The sequence below is a fragment of the Candidatus Pelagibacter sp. HIMB1542 genome (genome assembly GCF_052047835.1).
In the GTDB taxonomy this organism is placed as follows: domain Bacteria; phylum Pseudomonadota; class Alphaproteobacteria; order Pelagibacterales; family Pelagibacteraceae; genus Pelagibacter.
The window spans coordinates 207545-225926 of the sequence record NZ_JBNAJB010000002.1 but is presented as its reverse complement, the minus strand read 5'-3'; the positions used below and the strand labels follow the sequence as shown (position 1 = coordinate 225926).

Here is an 18382-nt window from a genome sequence, read left to right as displayed (position 1 = left end):
CCTTGAAGAATAAGCTTCTATTTTCAGTTTTCGTTTATTTTGTAATTTTAGTTTTATTGTCATTAGGCTTTTGGCAATTGTATAGGTTGAGTTGGAAATTAGATCTAATCAATCAAATTGAAAATTCTTTAAAGATTGATCCAGTTGAACTTCAAAATGTAGAAAAAAAAAATTATTTAAGAATTAAAACATCAGGACAAATTGATTTTAAAAAACAAATTTATCTCTATAATCTTAACGAAACTGGTAAACCTGGATTTGAAGTTATTAACCCAATTAAAGTTGGAAATGAAGATTATTTAATTAATAGAGGCTGGATATCTTTTGAACAAAAAAACAAACCAGAGATTAATGTTGTTGATCAAAAAAATATTATTGGTACTTTAATGCTTCAATCAAAATCAAGCTCATTCAAACCCAGGAATGAAGTAGATAAAAATTATTGGTTCACACTAGATCGGGAAGATATTTTAAAATTTACAGGAAAAAACTTTTCAAAATATATTATTTATTTAAACGGTAACTACGAAAACCCAAGACCAAGAGTGATCACTGCTAAAATTTCAAATAACCACAAAAAGTATGCAATTACTTGGTTTTCGATGGCGATTTCAATTCTTTTAATATATTTATATTTTAGAAAAAAAAATTATTAATGAGATACATCAGTACTAGAAATACTTCAAAAACATACGAATTTAAGGATGTTTTTATCAAAGGTCTTGCTGATGATGGGGGTTTGTTTATTCCCAGTTCACTTCCAAACTATAGTGAAAAAGAAATTCAAGAATTGAGATCACTAAATTATTCAGATTTAGCAAAAAAAATTATTTTTCCTTTTATAGGAAATTTTATGGATAAGGATGAATTGTCTAAAATAATTGATAAATCTTATTCTGTTTTTAGGAGAGAAAATGTAATTGATTTCATAAAAATAGGAGATCGATCAGTCTTAGAGTTATTTCATGGCCCAACATTAGCCTTTAAGGATGTTGCTATGCAACTTCTTGGAAATTTTTATGAATTTTATTTAAGCAAGCAAAAAGAAAAAATTAATATTGTAGTTGCCACATCTGGAGATACAGGGGCAGCAGCTATAGATGCAATAAAAGGAAAAGAAAATTTAAATATTTTTGTACTACATCCTGATAATCGAGTTTCTTCTGTTCAGCGAAAAATCATGACTACAGGAAAACATGAAAATGTATTTAATATCGCTATTAAAGGAAATTTTGATGACTGCCAAAACTTAGTTAAATCAATGTTTTCTGACACAAAATTTTCTCAAGATATTAATATGTCAGGTGTAAATTCAATCAACTGGGCAAGAATTATTGCTCAATGTGTTTATTATTTTTACAGCTATTATTTAATTGAAGATCACACTAAACCTACTAATTTTTCAGTACCAACTGGGAATTTTGGAGATGTATATGCTGGTTACTTAGCTAAAAAAATGGGTTTGCCAATAAATAAATTGATTGTTGCAACAAATCAAAATGACATTCTCCATAGAGCTATTTCAAACGGTAATTACGAGGCTGAAACTGTTTCCGAAACCATTTCTCCTAGTATGGATATACAGATCGCAAGTAACTTTGAGAGACTTATTTTTGATTTGAATAATAAGAATTCAGAACAAACATCAAAAGATATGATGAAAATTAAAGAAGAAGGAAAATATTCAATTGATAAAGAAAAGTTAAATTTAATTAATCACGATTTCTTATCAGCAAGAATGAGTGAGACCGAAACACTTGATATTATTAAGTCTGTTTATCAAGAATTTAATATTGTTTTAGACCCTCATACTGCAATCGGTTATGGAGCTTTTGATAAACACAATCTCTATGGCAATAATATTGTGCTAGCAACAGCACATCCATGTAAGTTTCCTGATGCAATTCAAAGCGCTATAAATATTAAAGCTGAGTTACCAAATGAACTTCAATTTATATTAAATGAGAAAGAAAATTATGATATTCTTGAAAATGATATTGAAAAAGTAAAAGAACATATTAAAGATAGATCCAAATGAAAATAAAAGAAAACGATAACCTACCAAATTCAGAAATTTTTGTTCTTCAAGATGGAGAGCCTGTAAAAAAAAATATAGAGGATTTTTTTAAAGACAAAAAAGTTGTAATATTTGGACTGCCTGGGGCATATACTTCTGTATGTTCTGCTAAACATTTGCCAGGATATATTAAGATGTATGATCAATATAAAGAAAAAGGTATTGATCATATAATTTGTATTTCAGTAAATGATCCCTTTGTGATGAATGCTTGGGGTAAACAAAATGATGTAGGTGAAAAAATTGTTATGATGGGCGACCCATTTCTTAATTTCACAAAAGAAATTGGAGCAGATGTTGATAAAAGTGGCAGAGGTTTAGGAATTAGATCTAATAGATACACGATGTTTGTTGATAACATGAAGGTTATTAAAATTCAGGAAGAAGCAGATACTGGATCTTGTGAAATCTCAGCAGCAGAAAATTTCTTTAAATTAATCTAGACTTGCAGCTTTTTTAGCTAATAAATCAACTTCTTCATTTAGTGGATTTCCAGCATGAGCTTTAATCCAGTTCCACTTAATCTTAAAATTATTATTCAAATCATGCAATTGAACCCATAAATCTTTATTTTTAACATCTTCTTTATTAGATGTTTTCCAATTATTTTTAATCCAATTGTGGATCCAATCAGTAATTCCATTTTTAACATATTTAGAATCTGTGTAGATTTCTATCAAATCTTCAGAATTTACTTCTTTTAATGCATTGATTGTCGCCATTAATTCCATTCTATTATTTGTTGTATCTTTTTCACTTCCACTTATCTTTTTCACTTCATTATCAGTACATATTATTGCTGCCCATCCACCATTTCCTGGATTTTTTAAACATGAGCCATCAGTATAAATTTTAATCATTAAATCAAATAATCTTTAAAACTATTCAAGTTGTTATGGGTAATAAGTTTTTGATAATATTCGTTTGGATCCTTAATTTTGATTAATGCTGTTTTTGGAGTATTTGTGTAATCATATAGTCTAGTTAACAGGTATCTAAGAGCAGCACCTCTACACAAAATATTTAAATTGTCTTTTTCATTTAATTTAATTTTCTTAACAACGTTATAGCCCTTGATTAATTTATCAACTTTCTTTTTATTAATTACAAATTTTTTATTTTTTTCATCAAAACATAGTGCATTAATACAGATTGCTATTTCATACATATAGTAATCGTTAGCAGCAAAGTAAAAGTCTATAATTCCCGACAGCTTATTTTTATCAAAAAAAATATTATCTACGAATAAATCACCATGTATAATTCCAGAAGGAAGTTTTTTTGGCCAATTTTTTTTAATATCATTAAAATTATTAAATAAAAATTTTTTCAAATTTGATCCTTTATTTGATTTAAATTTAATACTCTGGAGTAAAGGTTTTAAATATTTTACACCCATTGAATTTTTTCTAGTAAATTTTATCTTCTTAGTAACCATATGCATTTTAGCTACTGCTTTTCCAATAGCATAGCAGTCACTTTCGTTAACTTTCTTTTTATCTTTTCCACTTAAGAAAGTGACAATACAGGCTGTTTTATTTTTTAGTTTAATTAAGTAATTTTTGTCTTTAGTTTTAAGTGGTCTTGGGCAATTAATTTTTGAATCATTTAAATGATCCATTAATTTCATAAAAAAAGGTATCTCTTTTGGAAGAACTCTCTTCTCAAAAATTGTGAGAATAAACTTTTTATTTTTGGATTTTAAAATGTAATTTGTATTTTCAATTCCTTTAGTAATTCCTTGGAAACTTAAAATTTTTTCAATCTTAAACTTGTTGTTTATTATATCGATATCACTCTGATTTATTTTTGTATATACAGCCATTTAATTTAATTTGTTAGGAACTTTAAAGACCACATTTTCTTTTATAATTTCTACTTCCTCAACATTTATAGAAAATTTTTTTTTTAATTCATTAATAAAATCTTCTACAAGAATTTCGGGTGCTGATGCTCCTGATGATATACCAATAGTATTTGAATTCTGTATTTGATCAAAAGGAATTTCACTTTCAGAATGAAAAAGTTGTGAATTTTGACAACCTGATTTTTTTGCTACTTCAACAAGTCTAACTGAATTTGAAGAGTTTCTACTACCTATTACAAAAAACATATCACACTCTTTTGCAATATTTTTTACTGCCATTTGTCTATTAGTTGTTGCATAACAAATATCCTCTTTTGCTGGCTCTTTAATGTTTGCAAATCTATCTTTCAAAATCTTTATTATTTCTTGAGTGTCATCAACGGATAGTGTTGTTTGAGTTATATAGGCCAATTTTTCTTTATGATTGGTTTTATACTCCATTGCTTCAGCTTCATTTTGAACCAAATCAATAGATCCTTTAGGTAATTGGCCCATAGTGCCTATTACTTCTGGATGGTTCTCATGTCCAATCAAAATAATATGATAACCAGCTTTATTTAAGTTTTCCGCTTCTCTATGAACTTTAGAAACTAGTGGACAAGTAGCATCTACATAATTCATTTTATAATTTTCAGCATCTTCTGGTATTTTTTTTGGAACACCGTGCGCAGAAAAAATAACAGGTCTAGATTTGTCATTAATTTCCTCTAATTCTTCAACAAAGATAGCACCTTTATTTTTTAAATTATCAACAACATGCTTGTTATGAACGATTTCGTGTCTAACATAAACTGGCGATCCATATTTTTGAATAGATTTTTCTACAATCTCTATAGCTCTCTCAACACCAGCACAAAAACCTCTTGGAGCAGAAAGTAAAATTTTAATTTGTTTGTTTTTCATTTTTCCCTAAAAAATATTCCAGCAATATATGTGGAAAGGTTAAAGACGCCAAACCAATAAAAATTAGTTTTAAGATTGCATCATCTAAATAATTAACGTCATTTAACAAAAATAATACAATTATTGAAATAAAGATTGTTAAAAGAGTAAGTGGTAAAGCCTTTAAAATAAATAATTTTAGTCCATTTTGGAGATTGTTTTCATCAAGGTCGATCGCAAGCGAAATAGAGTGCCTCACAGAATGTAAAAAACAAAAATAAATTGTAAAAGCTGTTAAAGGAGTAAAGTAGTAATTTAAAATTATAATTGAGAAATAATCAAAAAAAATAGTGAATTTTTTTAATTCAAACTTATCTATAAATAAAAATACACTTGATAATGAACTCAAAATAATTGATATCTCGATTATCTTTTTTTCTTCTAAAAATTCTAAGAATAAATAAAAATTTTCATTAACAACAAGTAATGATTTGAATATTTTCACAGTATCATCAAAATGAAAAAAAAGCGGGGCAAGAATTATGAGCGATCCTTTTAAAAGGTATAATAATTGAATTAAGTACGATTTTTTGTTTATTAAAAATTGTGTATCTTCTTTACCAAAATGAAATGCTGCCACTATAAGAAAAACTAACAGTGTGGTTGCAGGTAAGAGTGACCAAATAATAATGACGCAAACCGCTATAAAAATATAAAAGATATAGAAAATATATATTCTTTCAAAATTAAACAATTTAAGAAGTTTTTTACCTTTAATATTATCTAATGCACCGTGTGAAACTCCAATAGTTAAAATTAAAAATAAGCATATTGATGATGAAATATCTAAATAATTTAATTTAAACATCACAACAGAAAATAGATTAATTAGCAAAAAAAATATAAATGAATGATTAAGGTTAATTTTTTTAATTAATTGATTAGTCATTTAAAATAATTCTTTTAAAAATTTCCATTTAGGCATTTTTAAAATTATTTCTAAATCTTCAAAAAAATTACTTTTATTAGATAAGAAATTAATAGCAGTCTTAGGTGAACTATTGAACATTTTAAAAAAAATTTCCCCCATATCTGAAGAGTTATTTCTTAAAACTTTCAAAAAAATATTGTCCAAAAAATCATATTTTTTCTTAATTTTAAACAATTTAGCTTTAGAAATATTTTCAATGTTTTCTGTTATATATTTGCTGTGTTCCTGAATATTTAAAAAAGTATAACCCGTGCTTAATCTTGTCATATCACCGGCTGATCCAATATATATTTCATTTAATTTTTTTAGATTTTTATTTCTAAATAAAGGTATAGAGCCTTCTTCTTTAAAATTGATTTTATAATTTCTGATATTTAAATGGTTTTTTAAGTATTGATCTATTTGATTATCATAATCTTTTATATTTTCATTACTTAAATTTGATATCCAGGTAGTTTCCACAAGAGCACTTTTTTTTGAAAAAGGTAAAGTGTAAAAAAAATGAATCTCATTTTTTTGATCACACGCAAAATCCATTAAGTTAAATATTTGGTCATCAAAAAAATCTTTTTCTGTTTCAATTTCTACACCACAAAAATGTTGCCACAAATTATTTGTCTTATTTTCAAAATTTGGAACGCTGTTAAAAATTATTGAATTTGATAATTCAATATTATTAATATTCTTAAAAAATTTTATATTTTCATTTAATTTAAGTTTTGAAAGAATTTTGTCATAAAATTTTCCAGTATCTATAGATTGATAAGGTGTTAGCTTGCAATCAATAAACTTTGTATCATTAGGAATGTTTATAGAAAAATTATTCCAACTTTTTTTTACACAATCATCAAAATTATGTGGAAATACTTTCCAAAATGACCAAGTTTTGTCTCTTTTATATTCGTCCCTAGGCTCAATTATAGCCAAAGATTTATTTTTTAATTTATCAGAAATTTCAAGTTCATAAGCCAAAGACAAACCTGCACAACCACCACCGATAATTATATAATCAAAATCTTTCATTTAAATTTATCTCTTCATTAATTAATGAATGATCATGTTCAATGTTATTATCATTTTTATTTGTAAATGTTAAAATTATTAAATCAAATATTGATAAAAAAGTTTCAATAATTTTTTCAATTTTTGTTACATAAATTTTTCCAGAATTTTTATAATTTTCTAAATTATTTTTATTAATTATTTTGTGTCCAATTTTTCTGTAGACTCGCCTTGCAACTAAAATAGAGAATCTGAAACTTAAAGGTATTTCTTTAATTGAGTAAAAAGAATTTTCATAAAATCTTTCAGATAAAGAAATGGTAGATTTGATATCGTTGAAATTTTCATTGATATAAATTCTTTTATTATTTTTATCTTCAATTACGTCTCTTGAAATATTGGTAAGCTGCATTGCTATTCCAAGATCGATAGCTGATTTCAAGGAATCTGTCTTATTAACTTTTAAAATTTTTGCCATCATTAAACCAACTGTACCTGCTACTCTATAAGAGTAAATTAATAACTCTTTTTTTGATTTTAATTCCACTCTTTCTTTAATATCTGAATTAATCCCATCAAATAAATCATTAATTACTTTTGTTGAAATATTAAATTCATCTATAAGTTCCCAAATATTTTTAATAACAATGTTTTTAAAGTTTTTATTTAAAAAATCTTTTTTAAAGTTTTCAAATTTAATTATTTTGTCTTCTAATTTTGCTGGATCATCTGCAATATTATCCACTTCTCTACAAAAATCATAAAGCGCAGAACATTTGTCATAAGTTTTTTTTGGTAAAAAAAAACCAGCCCAATTAAATGATTTTGCATATGTTGATAAATAATTTTTAGTTAACATTCTAGATCAATTTATCTAATACTTTTGCTGATGAAAGTACTCCTGGTACTCCCGCACCTGGGTGAGTTCCAGCACCAACAAAATATAAACCATCATAAATCTCTGATTTATTATGAAATCTAAAATAAGCTGATTGAGTGAATTTAGGCTGAATTGAAAAACCTGATCCATATTTTGTATTTAGTTCTTTCTCAAAATAATCAGGTGTAAGATAAAAGTCTGATACAATATTATCTCTAAGATTTGGCATTAAATCATTTTCCATTTTATCAATCACAAGATTTTTCATTTTTTCACCTTTTATTTGCCAATCTATATTTGATTGATTATTTGGAACTGGAACCAATACATAAAAACAATCACTACCCTCAGGAGCCATGCTCTTATCTGTTGCAGAAGGTCTATGTAGATAATAGCTAATATCGTTATTTAATTTTTTATGATCAAAAATATCATCCAGATGTTCTTTATATTTGTTTCCAAATTTAATTGTATGATGCTCAACGTTTTCATAGACTTTTTTGGTTCCAAAATAATAAACAAATAAACCCATTGAGTAATCCATCCTCTTTTGTTTCCAATCAAACAGCATTGAGTTTTTTAAGTTTTTATTAGTCATCTTTTCATAAAAAGCAGGAGGGTCGGCATTACAAATAACATTATCAGCTTTGATAATCTCTTCATTGTCAACTACAACACCAGTAATTTTATTATTCTTAGTAATAATTTCTTTTACCTCAGTATTTTTTATTATTTTGATTTCTATTTCCTCCATTAACTTTTCAAATCCTTTAATTATATTTCCTGTACCGCCCATTGAATAATGAATGCCCCATTTTTTTTCTAAATAAAGAATTAGCCCATAAATTGAGGTAGTTGTGAATGGATTACCACCAACCAAAAGTGGATGCATACTAAGCATCCTTCTTAATTTTTCATTTTTTACATAAGACGATACTAATGAATAAACTGATTTATAACTCTTAAGTTTTAATAATGCTGGCAGCTGTTTCATCATAAAAAAGGGTCTATCAAATGGAACATCTGCAAGTTCTAAAAATCCTTTCTCAAAAATTTTTTTGGTAAAATTTACTAAATTTTCATAACCCTTAACATCTTCTTGATTTAAATTTTCAATTTGTTTTTTCATTTCTATTTCATCACCTGAGTAATTAAATTTAGTTTGGTCCTCAAAAATAAATTGATACCAAATTTTAAGTGGGGTTAGTTTTATGTAGTCCTCAGGATTTTTAGAAAACAAACTGAATAGTTCGTTAATTAAATATGGAGCTGTTATTACTGTTGGCCCAGCATCAAAGGTAAAACCATCTTTTTTGAAAACTCTAGCTCTTCCACCTAGATCTGAATGTTTTTCTATTAATTTTACTTTATGTCCTTTGGCTCTTAGTCTAATTGCTGCAGCAATACCACCAAATCCAGATCCAATAACTATAGAATTCATTGCTGTAATTTATAGCTTTTTAAGGAAATTGTAACCGTATTATGAGTTTATTTTTTTTAGCTGTTCTTTAGTTTCTTCTAAATTTTTTTGAAATACAGCATCCAGTTTAGATTTATCAACTGATGTAGTTATGATTTTTTTTACTGAATCTACCGCTATTTTGATTGAAGCATCTTTTATTTCTTTCAATGCAGCCTCTTTCATTTGGCTAATTTTATTTTCAGCTAAACTTTTTTTAATTTCTGATGATTTATGAAATTTATCATTTAAATCTATTATTAATTTATCCGACTCTTTTTTTGCATTCTCCAAAATTTCATTACTTACTGAAGTAGCGGTATCTAATTTTTTTTGAGCATTATCGAGCAAAGTTTTTGCTTCTGTTCTCAATTTTTCACTTTCATCTATCTCATTTTTGATATCAGAAATCATACCATCAAGCATTTGAGAAACTTTTTGTGGAATTTTAAAGTAAACTAAAACTCCGATGAAGATTACAAATGAAATTGCTACCCAGAAAGTTGCATCAATTGCCATAGTATTTATCTCCATTTCTTCTAGATAGATCGTCAACAATTGCTGATATACTGCTATTATTTACTTCAGCACCAATAAGTTTTTGAAGTAACTCGGATGATGTTTCTATAGCAATTTTATTTATTTTATCAGGTGCATTATCTCTTAAAGCTTGGATTTCTTTTTCCGCTTTAGCTATTTCGTCATCTATTTGTTTATCAAGAACGTCTCTTTTAGCATTTATATCTTTAACTGCCTTTTCTCTTGCTTGATTAAACATAGCATTAGCTTCAGTTTTGCTTTTTAAAATTATTTGATCATATTCTTTAAGTTTGGTTTCACTATCTTCTCTTTGTTTTTCAGCTGCCTCAATATTTTCTAGAATTTGAGATTTTCTAGATTCTAAGTTGTTACTAATTTTTGGAAGGATTAGTTTGGATAAAACCAAATACATTATCCCAAAAGTAAGTACCAACCAGAAAATCTGAGAAACCCAAAACTCTGGATTTAATTGAGGCATACCTCCACTTTCAGCGGCAAAAGCTTCTTTGATAAAAAAGAAGCTTAAAAATACCAGATGAAGATATATTTTTTTGACCATTAACTTAAAACGCAAATAAAATAATCAATGCAACAACTAATCCAAATAATCCTGTTGCTTCAGCAAGTGCAAAACCTAAAAGTAGGTTAGGAAATTGTTTCTGAGCTGCTGATGGGTTTCTCATAGCACCTGATAAATAATTTCCAAAAATTATTCCAATACCAACACCGGCACCAGCTAAAGCTATTGCTGCTAAACCTGCTCCGATCATTTTTGCTGCTTCTAATTCCATTATATCCTCCTCTGTTATTAATGGTGTAAATTTAATGCATCATTTAAATAGATGCAGGTTAAAATTGCAAAAACATATGCTTGAAGAAAAGCAACTAATATCTCCAAACCAGTTAATGCAACCGAAAAACTTAGTGGAAGCCATCCACCAACTATTCCAAGACTAATTACAAAGCCTCCGAAAACTTTCATCATTGTATGACCAGCCATCATATTTGCAAATAATCTAACTGATAGACTTATTGGTCTACTTAAATAAGAAATAATTTCAATAACTACTATTAAAGGAAGTAATACTGCTGGTACTCCACTTGGTACAAACAATTTTAAATATCCAAAACCATGTTTAATAAATCCAATTACTGTTACGCCAATAAAGATAAATGCAGCAAGAACAAATGTAACGATAATATGACTAGTTACAGTGAATGTGTACGGTATCATTCCAAACATGTTGCAAAATAAAACAAACATGAACAATGAAAAAATAAATGCAAAATATGGTTTTGCTTTAGAACCAGCTGTATCACTAATCATTTTAGCAACAAAGGTGTAGCTAAGTTCCGCTAATAATTGAATTTTATTTGGTAAGATTGAATTTTTCTTAGATCCCAAATTAAAAATTAATAAAATAGAAACAGTACTTATAATCATAAACAAACTTGCGTTTGTAAAAGATATATCAAATGCTCCAACTTTTATTTCAGGTCCAATTCTATAAACATCGAATTGGGACATCGGGTTTGCTGCCATAGTACTAACTTATTTTTGCATCTTTTTTGCTGATCTAATCACGTTTGTTATTCCAGCGACCACCCCAACAAAAAAAAATATTAATATAAACCAGGGTTTAGTACCAAAGGTCTTGTCAAAAATAAACCCAATAATTGTCCCGACGGCCACTGCAGAAACAAGTTCTGTGCTCAATTTGAATGCAGTTCCAATAGGCGAGGGATTATACTTCTTGTTATAAAGATTTTTCTTAGAAATCTTGCTTTTTGCAATCTCTAAGCGAGTTTTAAAAGGGTCTTTTGCCATTTATTCTGGTTAAGCAACCATACTTTCTGCTTTTTGAAGGTCTACAGCTACCAGTTGGCTTATCCCTTTTTGTGGCATAGTTACCCCATATAGCCTGTTCATTTTAGACATTGTTAAGGCGTGGTGAGTAACAATTATAAATTTAGTGTTAGTAATTTTAATTAATTCCTCTAGCAAGCTACAAAATCTTGTAACGTTAGCATCATCAAGAGGAGCATCCACCTCATCTAAAACACAAATTGGAGAAGGGTTAGTTAAAAATACTGCAAATATCAAAGATAGGGCAGTTAGTGCTTGTTCACCACCAGATAATAAAGTTATAGATTGAAGCCTTTTTCCTGGTGGACTGACCAACATTTCTAAACCAGCTTCTAATGGATCATCAGAGTCTACTAATTCAAGCTTGGCATTTCCTCCATTAAAAAGTTTTGTATAAACCTCATTAAATTTTCTGTTAACTTTTTCAAATGCCTCAACAAGTCTTTCCCTTCCTTTTTGATTTAGCTCATCAATACTATCTTTAAGTTTAACAATTGCGGTAACTAGGTCACTACGATCTTGTTCCATTTTTTTTATTTCTTCTTCATACTTACTAGTTTCCTCATCTGCTTTTAAATTTACAGAACCTAATTGATCTCTTTGTTGTTTTTTTTTATCTAATGCATCTTCTTGATCAACATGATTTGGAAGTTCTTCAACTCCAAATAAATTTGAATTTTCTAAAATATTTTCTTCTGTTAAATTTAATTCTGTATTAATCCTATCAAGCAAATCATTTTTTCTTTTTTGTAAACCTTCTATGGTTGCACCTGAGCTAGCTTTTCGCTCTCTAATTTGAATTGATTGCTCTTGTATCTCATTTAGTTGAGCTCTTAAAGTTTCAATTTTTTTATCAGTTTCTTCTATAATTTTTTCGTTCTCTATTTTTTCTTCATCAGAAATTCTTAAATTTTCTGAAATTTGACCTTTTCTTTCTGCTTGTACTCTTGGCTGATTTTCTAAATCATTTAATTGTTTAGATAATTTATTTTTTCTTTCAGTTAATTCATTTACCATTTTTTCTGAATTGGATAAAAGATTTTTCCAGCTTTCTATCTCAGTCTCTATTGTTTTTATTCTTTCATTTCTTTTTACCGATTCATTCTTTATCGACTGATTTTTACTATATGCATCAGCATATTTTTCTTGTAGTATTTTTATATTTTGAGATTTCTCATTTACACTTAATAGTTCTGTTCTTGATTTTTCATTTTTTAAATCATTAATAAAATTGTCTAATTCCATATTACATCTATCGAGTAATGTAACTGCTTGATTTATCTCATTATTATCAATTAATTCTTTTGCTCTAGTAATTGAATTTTTTACATTCTTTATAGGACCAATGCTTATTTTAATTGTATCGTCAGCTAAATTATTAACAACTTCATCAACTTCTTTTTGCTCTCTTTCTAGTTCATTTTTTGCATTTTCTAGATCTTCGTTTGATAACTTTTCTGTTTCAAAATATTTTGAATCTACTTCAATTAAGTCTGACTTTTCTTCCTTTAATCTTTTTTCATTAGAGTTAGCATCAATAATAATTCCATTTTCTCTTGATATGTCTTCGTCTAAAGTCTTTATTGATTTCTTAATTGTTTCAATTTCATCTTGAATTCTAGTATTTTCCTCATCTAGGTTCTGTAGTTCCAAATTAAGTCTCTGTATTCTTGATAAATTCTCAATATTTTTTTCTCTAAGTGGAGCAACTTTATCGGTTGAAGTTTTTATTAAGTTTTCAAGTTCGGATATCTGATTGTTGAAACTTTCAACTTCACCTCCTGCCTCTGTATTAATTTCATTTTCTATTCTTATATCCTTATCGATATCCAATAATCTTAGATAATATAGACCAGCCTCTATTTTTTTTATTTCTTCCGAAATTAATTTGTATTTTGTAGCTTCTTCAGCTTGTTTTTGAAGATTTGCCAGTTGTTTTTCTTGTTGCCTTCGTAATTCATCAGCTCTTTTTAAATTATTTTCAGCAGCGCCGAGTCTAAGTTCAGCTTCATGTCTTCTTACATGTAAACCAGAAATTCCAGCTGCCTCCTCAAGTATTGCTCTTCTGTCAGTAGGTTTTGCTGTCACTAAAGCTCCAATTCTTCCTTGGCTAATCATAGAAGGGGAATGTGCGCCCGTTGAAAGATCTGCAAAAAACATTTGAGCATCTCTTGCTCTTACCTCTTTGTCATTAATATAAAATTTAGAACCCTTATCTTTTTCAATTTTTCGTCTAACTTGAATGTTTTCTAATTCACGATACTGAATGGGACCTTCTTTTTCTTTGTTCTCTACTTCTATCGAAACTTCAGCAATATTTTTTGATGCTTTATTAGATGTACCTGAAAAAATTACATCTTCCATTCCTGAACCTCTCATACTTTTTGCAGAGGTCTCTCCCATTACCCATCTCAAAGATTCAACTATGTTAGACTTTCCACAGCCGTTAGGACCAACTATTCCAGTAAGGCCTTCTTCTATTAAGAAATTTGTTTTTTCAGCAAATGATTTAAATCCATTTAATTGGATTTTTTTAAACTCCATGCACTAACTTATATCATTTTTTCTAGTGCTTTTTTCAAATTTTTATAATTAAGTTTTTTTTCGAATTTTTCGTTGTTTATTATTATCGTAGGGGTTGCGTTTACTTTGAAATTTTTTGCACCCTCTATTCGGTCATTTAACACAAAATCCTCAATATTTTTGTTATTCACACAAGATTCAAAATCGATGGAGAAACCCTCATTTTTTAAAAATATTTCTAGATTTTTATTTGCTTCTTCGATGGAGCTTCCTTTAACCCATTTTTGTTGGTTAGCATATAAACTTTCCAAAATATCAGCATTACCATCATTTTTACATTGAGCAATTTTTGAAGCATTGAAGGCAGCAATATCTAAAGGAAAGTGTCTGAACTCTATTTTTGCAAGCCCTTTGTCCAGATATTCTTTTTTAAGTTCTGGATAAACGTTTTTATGAAAATTAGCACAATGGCTGCAAGTTAGTGACTCAAACGCAATTATAGTTATTTTTGCGTCTTTATTTCCAACAATAATTCTTTTTATTTCTTCAGCGTTTAAATTTGAAAAGCTTCCTAAAACAATTATGGCAAGTAATATAATTTTTTTCATTTTTCTTTATAAACTTTTGTTAATTCTGTTAATGATTTTTTAATCTTTTCGTTTTTAACATCTTTGATTTTATCTCGATATTTACTAATTGCCACATTATTAGATTTAATTTCATTCAAACTGCTAGTTTTTTGTTCGTCATCAAAGCTAATAAATTTGAGCTTTTCAACAACATCGTAGCCAAAAAAATTATTCATTTTATCTAAAATGTTTTTTTTTGAATATTCTACATCTACTTCATGGCCCCTTTTAACCATTACAACTAAAGTACTCATACCAAATCGATTTGAGTTTTTGAATGTTTTTGGGAAACAGACTTTAAACAATTCATTCCCGACTAAATATTTCCAATTACTGAGTGTTTCTGAATATATCTGACCTTTTTTATTAATAATTTTTTTTAGATTTTTTGGCAAAGTGTCTTTGAAAGATCTTAATCCTTGAATGCTAGTATTTCTCTGCTTAGTATTATTTTTAAATTGCATATGAAAGATCTAATAATAACAAATAAAATTCTCAATTGGTACGATATAAATAAGAGATCTTTACCTTGGAGAAATAAGGTTTCACAAGAAAAGAAACAATACTTTACATTGGTTAGCGAGTTTATGTTGCAACAAACTCAGGTTGCTACTGTGATACCTTATTTTAATAGATTTATTAAAAATATTCCTAATATTGAAAAGTTATCAAAATATAATGATAGAAAATTAACCAAACTTTGGGAAGGTCTTGGATATTATTCAAGAGTAAGAAATTTAAAAAAAACTGCTCAAATAATTGTTAAAAAATTCAATAAAAAAATACCTAGAGATTTTTATGAATTAAAATCATTACCAGGTATTGGCGATTATACAGCGAGTGCAATTTCAGCAATCGCATTTAACAAACCAATAATTCCTTTAGATGGAAACATTGAAAGAGTATTAAAAAGATATATGTATTTAAAGAAACAAAGTCAAATTAAAAAAGAATTCTTACAAGATCAAAAAAAAATTTTTGGGACATCGACAAAAAGATCAAGCGATTATGCGCAAGCTTTGATGGAACTGGGTGCATTAATTTGTAAACCTACAAACCCTAATTGTAATAAATGTCCACTATCTAATAATTGCAAAGCATTTAAAAATAAAAATTTTGATTTAGTGAAATTAAAGAAAATTAACAAGGAAACATATTATAAATTGAATGTTTATAAAAAAAATAATCAATATTTATTAATCAAAAATAATAAATTTAATTTTTTAAAAAATTTAAATATTTTTCCAATGGATCAATTAAATAATCCTAAAAATTTTGATAAAGATTTAAATGTTAAAATATCTAATATGAATATGAATATTAAAATTGAATATAAAAAGAAGCATAACTTTGACAAAAATATTAATTGGATAAATCCTGCAAAGCTTGAAAATTATGTAATTCCAACATTTACCAAAAAGATAATAAAATTTTTAGAAAGTCAAAAATGAAAAAAATAGCAATTATTGGTGCAGGTATTTCGGGTCTGTTTATAGCCAACTTATTTAAAGGAAATAAAGATTATCAGGTCACAATTTATGAAAAAAAAACCTCATTAGAAATAGGGGAAGGTTATGGCATTCAATTATCTGTTAATAGCGTAAAGTTATTAAACAAATTAGGCTTCTCTTCCTTGTCAGACAAAGAGAAATTTAATCCAAAAAAAATTGACTTTTATCAAATTAAAAATTCAAAGAAAATTTGTGATTTAAATATTTCAGAATTTAATTCTGATGATTGTAAGTATACAACATTGAAAAGATCAAAATTACTTCAGTTCCTAATAAATCGACTGGATAAAAATACAATCCAGTTTAACTGCAGTTTAGACAACATAGAATACAGTAATGATTTAATAAATTTAACTTTTGATAAAGAAAAAATAACTTGTGATCATTTAGTTATTTCAGATGGTGTATTTTCAAAAGGAAAGTCATTAATTTCAAATAATAATTCAGAACCAATTTACAATAACACTATCGCTGTTAGAGCCAGTGTATCCAAAGAAAGTCTTGATAATATAAACGAGGAGAATGTTTCTTTATTTTTAGGATCAGATTTTCATTATGTATTATATCCACTTAATAATGATAAAAATTTTAATTTTATTGGGATATTGAAGAATAAGTTAAATTCTGATCAGCAAAAAAACCACAATCTTTGTAATGAAAGTACATTTATTGAGAGCATTAAAGAAAAATTATCCGAAAAAATTTCATCAAAAGTATTTCAGAGCCTTGAAGATATAAAATTGTTTCCAGTGTTTGTAAGTAAAAATCCATTTATTCCTCCAAAAAAAATTTATTTAGTTGGAGATGCTTTTTTTGCATTCTCTCCTTCTTTTGCTCAAGGAGCCTCACAATCAATAGAAGGAGCTAATCAATTACATGAAGTTATAATTAACCAAAAAAATGATTTTTATAATTCTAGATTAGAGAGAGTAAAAATGATTAATAGAAGATCTGATTTTAATCAATTTGCTTTTCATTTATCAAATCCGATTATGATCTTTTTTAGAAATATATTTTTAAAGCTTTTGACAAAAAATAAAAAATTTCTGCAAAGTTATTTAGGTAAAATTTATAAAGATTAATTTTTAGAAATTAATCTTTGTCTCAAGTAATCGATTGGGTAGGTTCGTCCATTAATATCACAATGCCAAAATGTCCAACCATTACAGCTTTCAGCTCCCAAAATAGTAGCTGCAACTTTATGAATAGAACCTTCCGCTTGGTTGTGTTTGATGCTACCATCAGCCATTATTCTTGCTGTTATTTTTTTCTTGTTATCAAAAATATTTGTTCCAGGCTTAATTATTCCAAGCTCTACCAACGATCCAAATGGAATTCTTGGTTTTGATCTGTTATTTTTAAGTGTATCTAATAAATCATCTTCAATTGGTTTGGTAGCCTTTAAACGTTCCTCAGCAGCTTTAAAATAATTCTTTTCTTTTTCTATACCAAAATAATTTCTCCCTAGTTTTTTTGCAACTGCAGCAGAAGTTCCAGAACCTAAAAAAGGATCAAGAACTAGATCATTTTTATTTGATGTAGCTAGTAAAATTCTATGTAAAAGTGATTCTGGTTTTTGAGTAGAGTGAATTTTTTTTCCATTTTTTTTAAGTCGTTCAGAACCACTACAAATAGGAAGACTCCAATTAGATCTCATCTGGAGATCATCATTTAAACATTTCAAAGACTGATAATTGAATGTGTATTTTGATTTTTCACTCTTCGAAGCCCAAATTAAAGTCTCATGAGCATTTGTAAATCTTGTGCCTCTAAAGTTAGGCATTGGATTATTTTTATTCCAGATGACATCATTTAGTATCCAGAAACCTAAATTTTGTATTGCGGTTCCTACTCTAAAAATATTATGGTAACTACCTATAACCCAAATAGCTCCATCTTTTTTCAAAATCCTTTTGCATTCATTAAGCCATTCATACGTGAACTCATCGTATTTTTTAAAATTTTCAAATTGATCCCACTTGTCGTTTACAGCGCTGACTTTAGATCTATCTGGTCTAGTCAATTTACCTTTCAATTGTAAATTATATGGAGGGTCAGCAAAAATTAAATCAAAAGTTTCACGTGGAATTTTTTTTAATTCTTCGAGACTGTCTCCGTTAATTATTTTATTTTTAAAATCAGATTTCATTTGTA

21 protein-coding genes are annotated in these 18382 nt (G+C 27.5%); 5 read left to right on the top strand and 16 right to left on the bottom strand.

Annotated elements, in window-relative coordinates:
- Nucleotides 1–2: 2 nt before the first annotated feature.
- From ACTTBI_RS05465 to ACTTBI_RS05455, 3 genes are read left to right on the top strand one after another with little or no spacing between them, the layout of a single operon-like run.
- Nucleotides 3–656: an SURF1 family protein gene (locus ACTTBI_RS05465; RefSeq protein ID WP_440653030.1), complete on the top strand. Its 654-nt coding sequence runs from the start codon at nt 3–5 to the stop codon at nt 654–656.
- Nucleotides 656–2038: a threonine synthase gene (thrC, locus tag ACTTBI_RS05460; RefSeq protein ID WP_440653029.1), complete on the top strand. Its 1383-nt coding sequence runs from the start codon at nt 656–658 to the stop codon at nt 2036–2038. The genes ACTTBI_RS05465 and thrC overlap by 1 nt, the downstream gene beginning before the upstream one ends.
- Nucleotides 2035–2520, top strand: coding sequence for a peroxiredoxin (locus ACTTBI_RS05455; protein WP_440653027.1), 486 nt, complete (start codon nt 2035–2037; stop codon nt 2518–2520). Before thrC ends, ACTTBI_RS05455 begins: the two co-directional genes overlap by 4 nt.
- Here the strand turns inward: ACTTBI_RS05455 and rnhA are convergent.
- Genes rnhA through ACTTBI_RS05380 form a run of 15 tightly spaced genes read right to left on the bottom strand, consistent with a single transcriptional unit; the run spans nt 2512 to nt 15181 of the window.
- Complete coding sequence (rnhA, locus tag ACTTBI_RS05450) at nt 2512–2937, bottom strand: ribonuclease HI (protein ID WP_440653025.1); 426 nt, start codon at nt 2935–2937, stop codon at nt 2512–2514. The genes ACTTBI_RS05455 and rnhA overlap by 9 nt on opposite strands.
- A complete protein-coding gene (locus ACTTBI_RS05445) occupies nt 2937–3902 on the bottom strand; it encodes a homoserine kinase (RefSeq protein WP_440653023.1) in 966 nt (321 codons plus the stop codon). Before ACTTBI_RS05445 ends, rnhA begins: the two co-directional genes overlap by 1 nt.
- Nucleotides 3903–4847 (bottom strand): 4-hydroxy-3-methylbut-2-enyl diphosphate reductase, encoded by a 945-nt coding sequence (ispH, locus tag ACTTBI_RS05440; RefSeq protein ID WP_440653021.1) that lies wholly within the window; start codon nt 4845–4847, stop codon nt 3903–3905. It lies immediately after the preceding gene.
- Nucleotides 4828–5775: a Brp/Blh family beta-carotene 15,15'-dioxygenase gene (locus tag ACTTBI_RS05435; protein WP_440653019.1), complete on the bottom strand. Its 948-nt coding sequence runs from the start codon at nt 5773–5775 to the stop codon at nt 4828–4830. Before ACTTBI_RS05435 ends, ispH begins: the two co-directional genes overlap by 20 nt.
- Entirely contained in the window at nt 5776–6840 is a 1065-nt protein-coding gene (locus ACTTBI_RS05430) for a lycopene cyclase family protein (protein ID WP_440653018.1), read from the bottom strand.
- Nucleotides 6827–7678: a phytoene/squalene synthase family protein gene (locus tag ACTTBI_RS05425; RefSeq protein ID WP_440653017.1), complete on the bottom strand. Its 852-nt coding sequence runs from the start codon at nt 7676–7678 to the stop codon at nt 6827–6829. The genes ACTTBI_RS05430 and ACTTBI_RS05425 overlap by 14 nt, the downstream gene beginning before the upstream one ends.
- 1 nt (nt 7679) lies before the next feature.
- Nucleotides 7680–9140 carry a phytoene desaturase family protein gene (gene crtI, locus ACTTBI_RS05420; RefSeq protein WP_440653015.1) on the bottom strand — a complete coding sequence of 487 codons (1461 nt, stop codon included), beginning with the start codon at nt 9138–9140 and terminating at the stop codon, nt 7680–7682.
- 39 nt (nt 9141–9179) lie between these two features.
- Nucleotides 9180–9692 (bottom strand): F0F1 ATP synthase subunit B family protein, encoded by a 513-nt coding sequence (locus tag ACTTBI_RS05415; protein ID WP_428080956.1) that lies wholly within the window; start codon nt 9690–9692, stop codon nt 9180–9182.
- Nucleotides 9667–10257 carry a F0F1 ATP synthase subunit B family protein gene (locus ACTTBI_RS05410; RefSeq protein WP_440653014.1) on the bottom strand — a complete coding sequence of 197 codons (591 nt, stop codon included), beginning with the start codon at nt 10255–10257 and terminating at the stop codon, nt 9667–9669. The genes ACTTBI_RS05415 and ACTTBI_RS05410 overlap by 26 nt, the downstream gene beginning before the upstream one ends.
- A gap of 4 nt (nt 10258–10261) precedes the next feature.
- A complete protein-coding gene (locus ACTTBI_RS05405; protein ID WP_006997791.1) occupies nt 10262–10489 on the bottom strand; it encodes a F0F1 ATP synthase subunit C in 228 nt (75 codons plus the stop codon).
- A 17-nt stretch (nt 10490–10506) separates the two neighbouring features.
- Nucleotides 10507–11241 carry a F0F1 ATP synthase subunit A gene (locus ACTTBI_RS05400; protein ID WP_075506408.1) on the bottom strand — a complete coding sequence of 245 codons (735 nt, stop codon included), beginning with the start codon at nt 11239–11241 and terminating at the stop codon, nt 10507–10509.
- A gap of 9 nt (nt 11242–11250) precedes the next feature.
- Complete coding sequence (locus ACTTBI_RS05395; protein WP_440653013.1) at nt 11251–11526, bottom strand: AtpZ/AtpI family protein; 276 nt, start codon at nt 11524–11526, stop codon at nt 11251–11253.
- Between the two features lie 9 nt (nt 11527–11535).
- A complete protein-coding gene (locus tag ACTTBI_RS05390) occupies nt 11536–14109 on the bottom strand; it encodes a chromosome segregation SMC family protein (RefSeq protein ID WP_440653011.1) in 2574 nt (857 codons plus the stop codon).
- A gap of 8 nt (nt 14110–14117) precedes the next feature.
- Nucleotides 14118–14696, bottom strand: coding sequence for a thioredoxin domain-containing protein (locus ACTTBI_RS05385; RefSeq protein ID WP_440653010.1), 579 nt, complete (start codon nt 14694–14696; stop codon nt 14118–14120).
- Complete coding sequence (locus ACTTBI_RS05380; RefSeq protein WP_440653009.1) at nt 14693–15181, bottom strand: DUF721 domain-containing protein; 489 nt, start codon at nt 15179–15181, stop codon at nt 14693–14695. The genes ACTTBI_RS05385 and ACTTBI_RS05380 overlap by 4 nt, the downstream gene beginning before the upstream one ends.
- On the opposite strand from ACTTBI_RS05380, the gene ACTTBI_RS05375 reads away from it, so the two are divergent.
- Complete coding sequence (locus ACTTBI_RS05375; RefSeq protein WP_440653008.1) at nt 15182–16168, top strand: A/G-specific adenine glycosylase; 987 nt, start codon at nt 15182–15184, stop codon at nt 16166–16168.
- Nucleotides 16165–17310: a salicylate 1-monooxygenase gene (locus tag ACTTBI_RS05370; RefSeq protein ID WP_440653007.1), complete on the top strand. Its 1146-nt coding sequence runs from the start codon at nt 16165–16167 to the stop codon at nt 17308–17310. The genes ACTTBI_RS05375 and ACTTBI_RS05370 overlap by 4 nt, the downstream gene beginning before the upstream one ends.
- Here the strand turns inward: ACTTBI_RS05370 and ACTTBI_RS05365 are convergent.
- Nucleotides 17307–18377: a site-specific DNA-methyltransferase gene (locus ACTTBI_RS05365; RefSeq protein ID WP_440653006.1), complete on the bottom strand. Its 1071-nt coding sequence runs from the start codon at nt 18375–18377 to the stop codon at nt 17307–17309. The genes ACTTBI_RS05370 and ACTTBI_RS05365 overlap by 4 nt on opposite strands.
- Between the last annotated feature and the right edge of the window lie 5 nt (nt 18378–18382).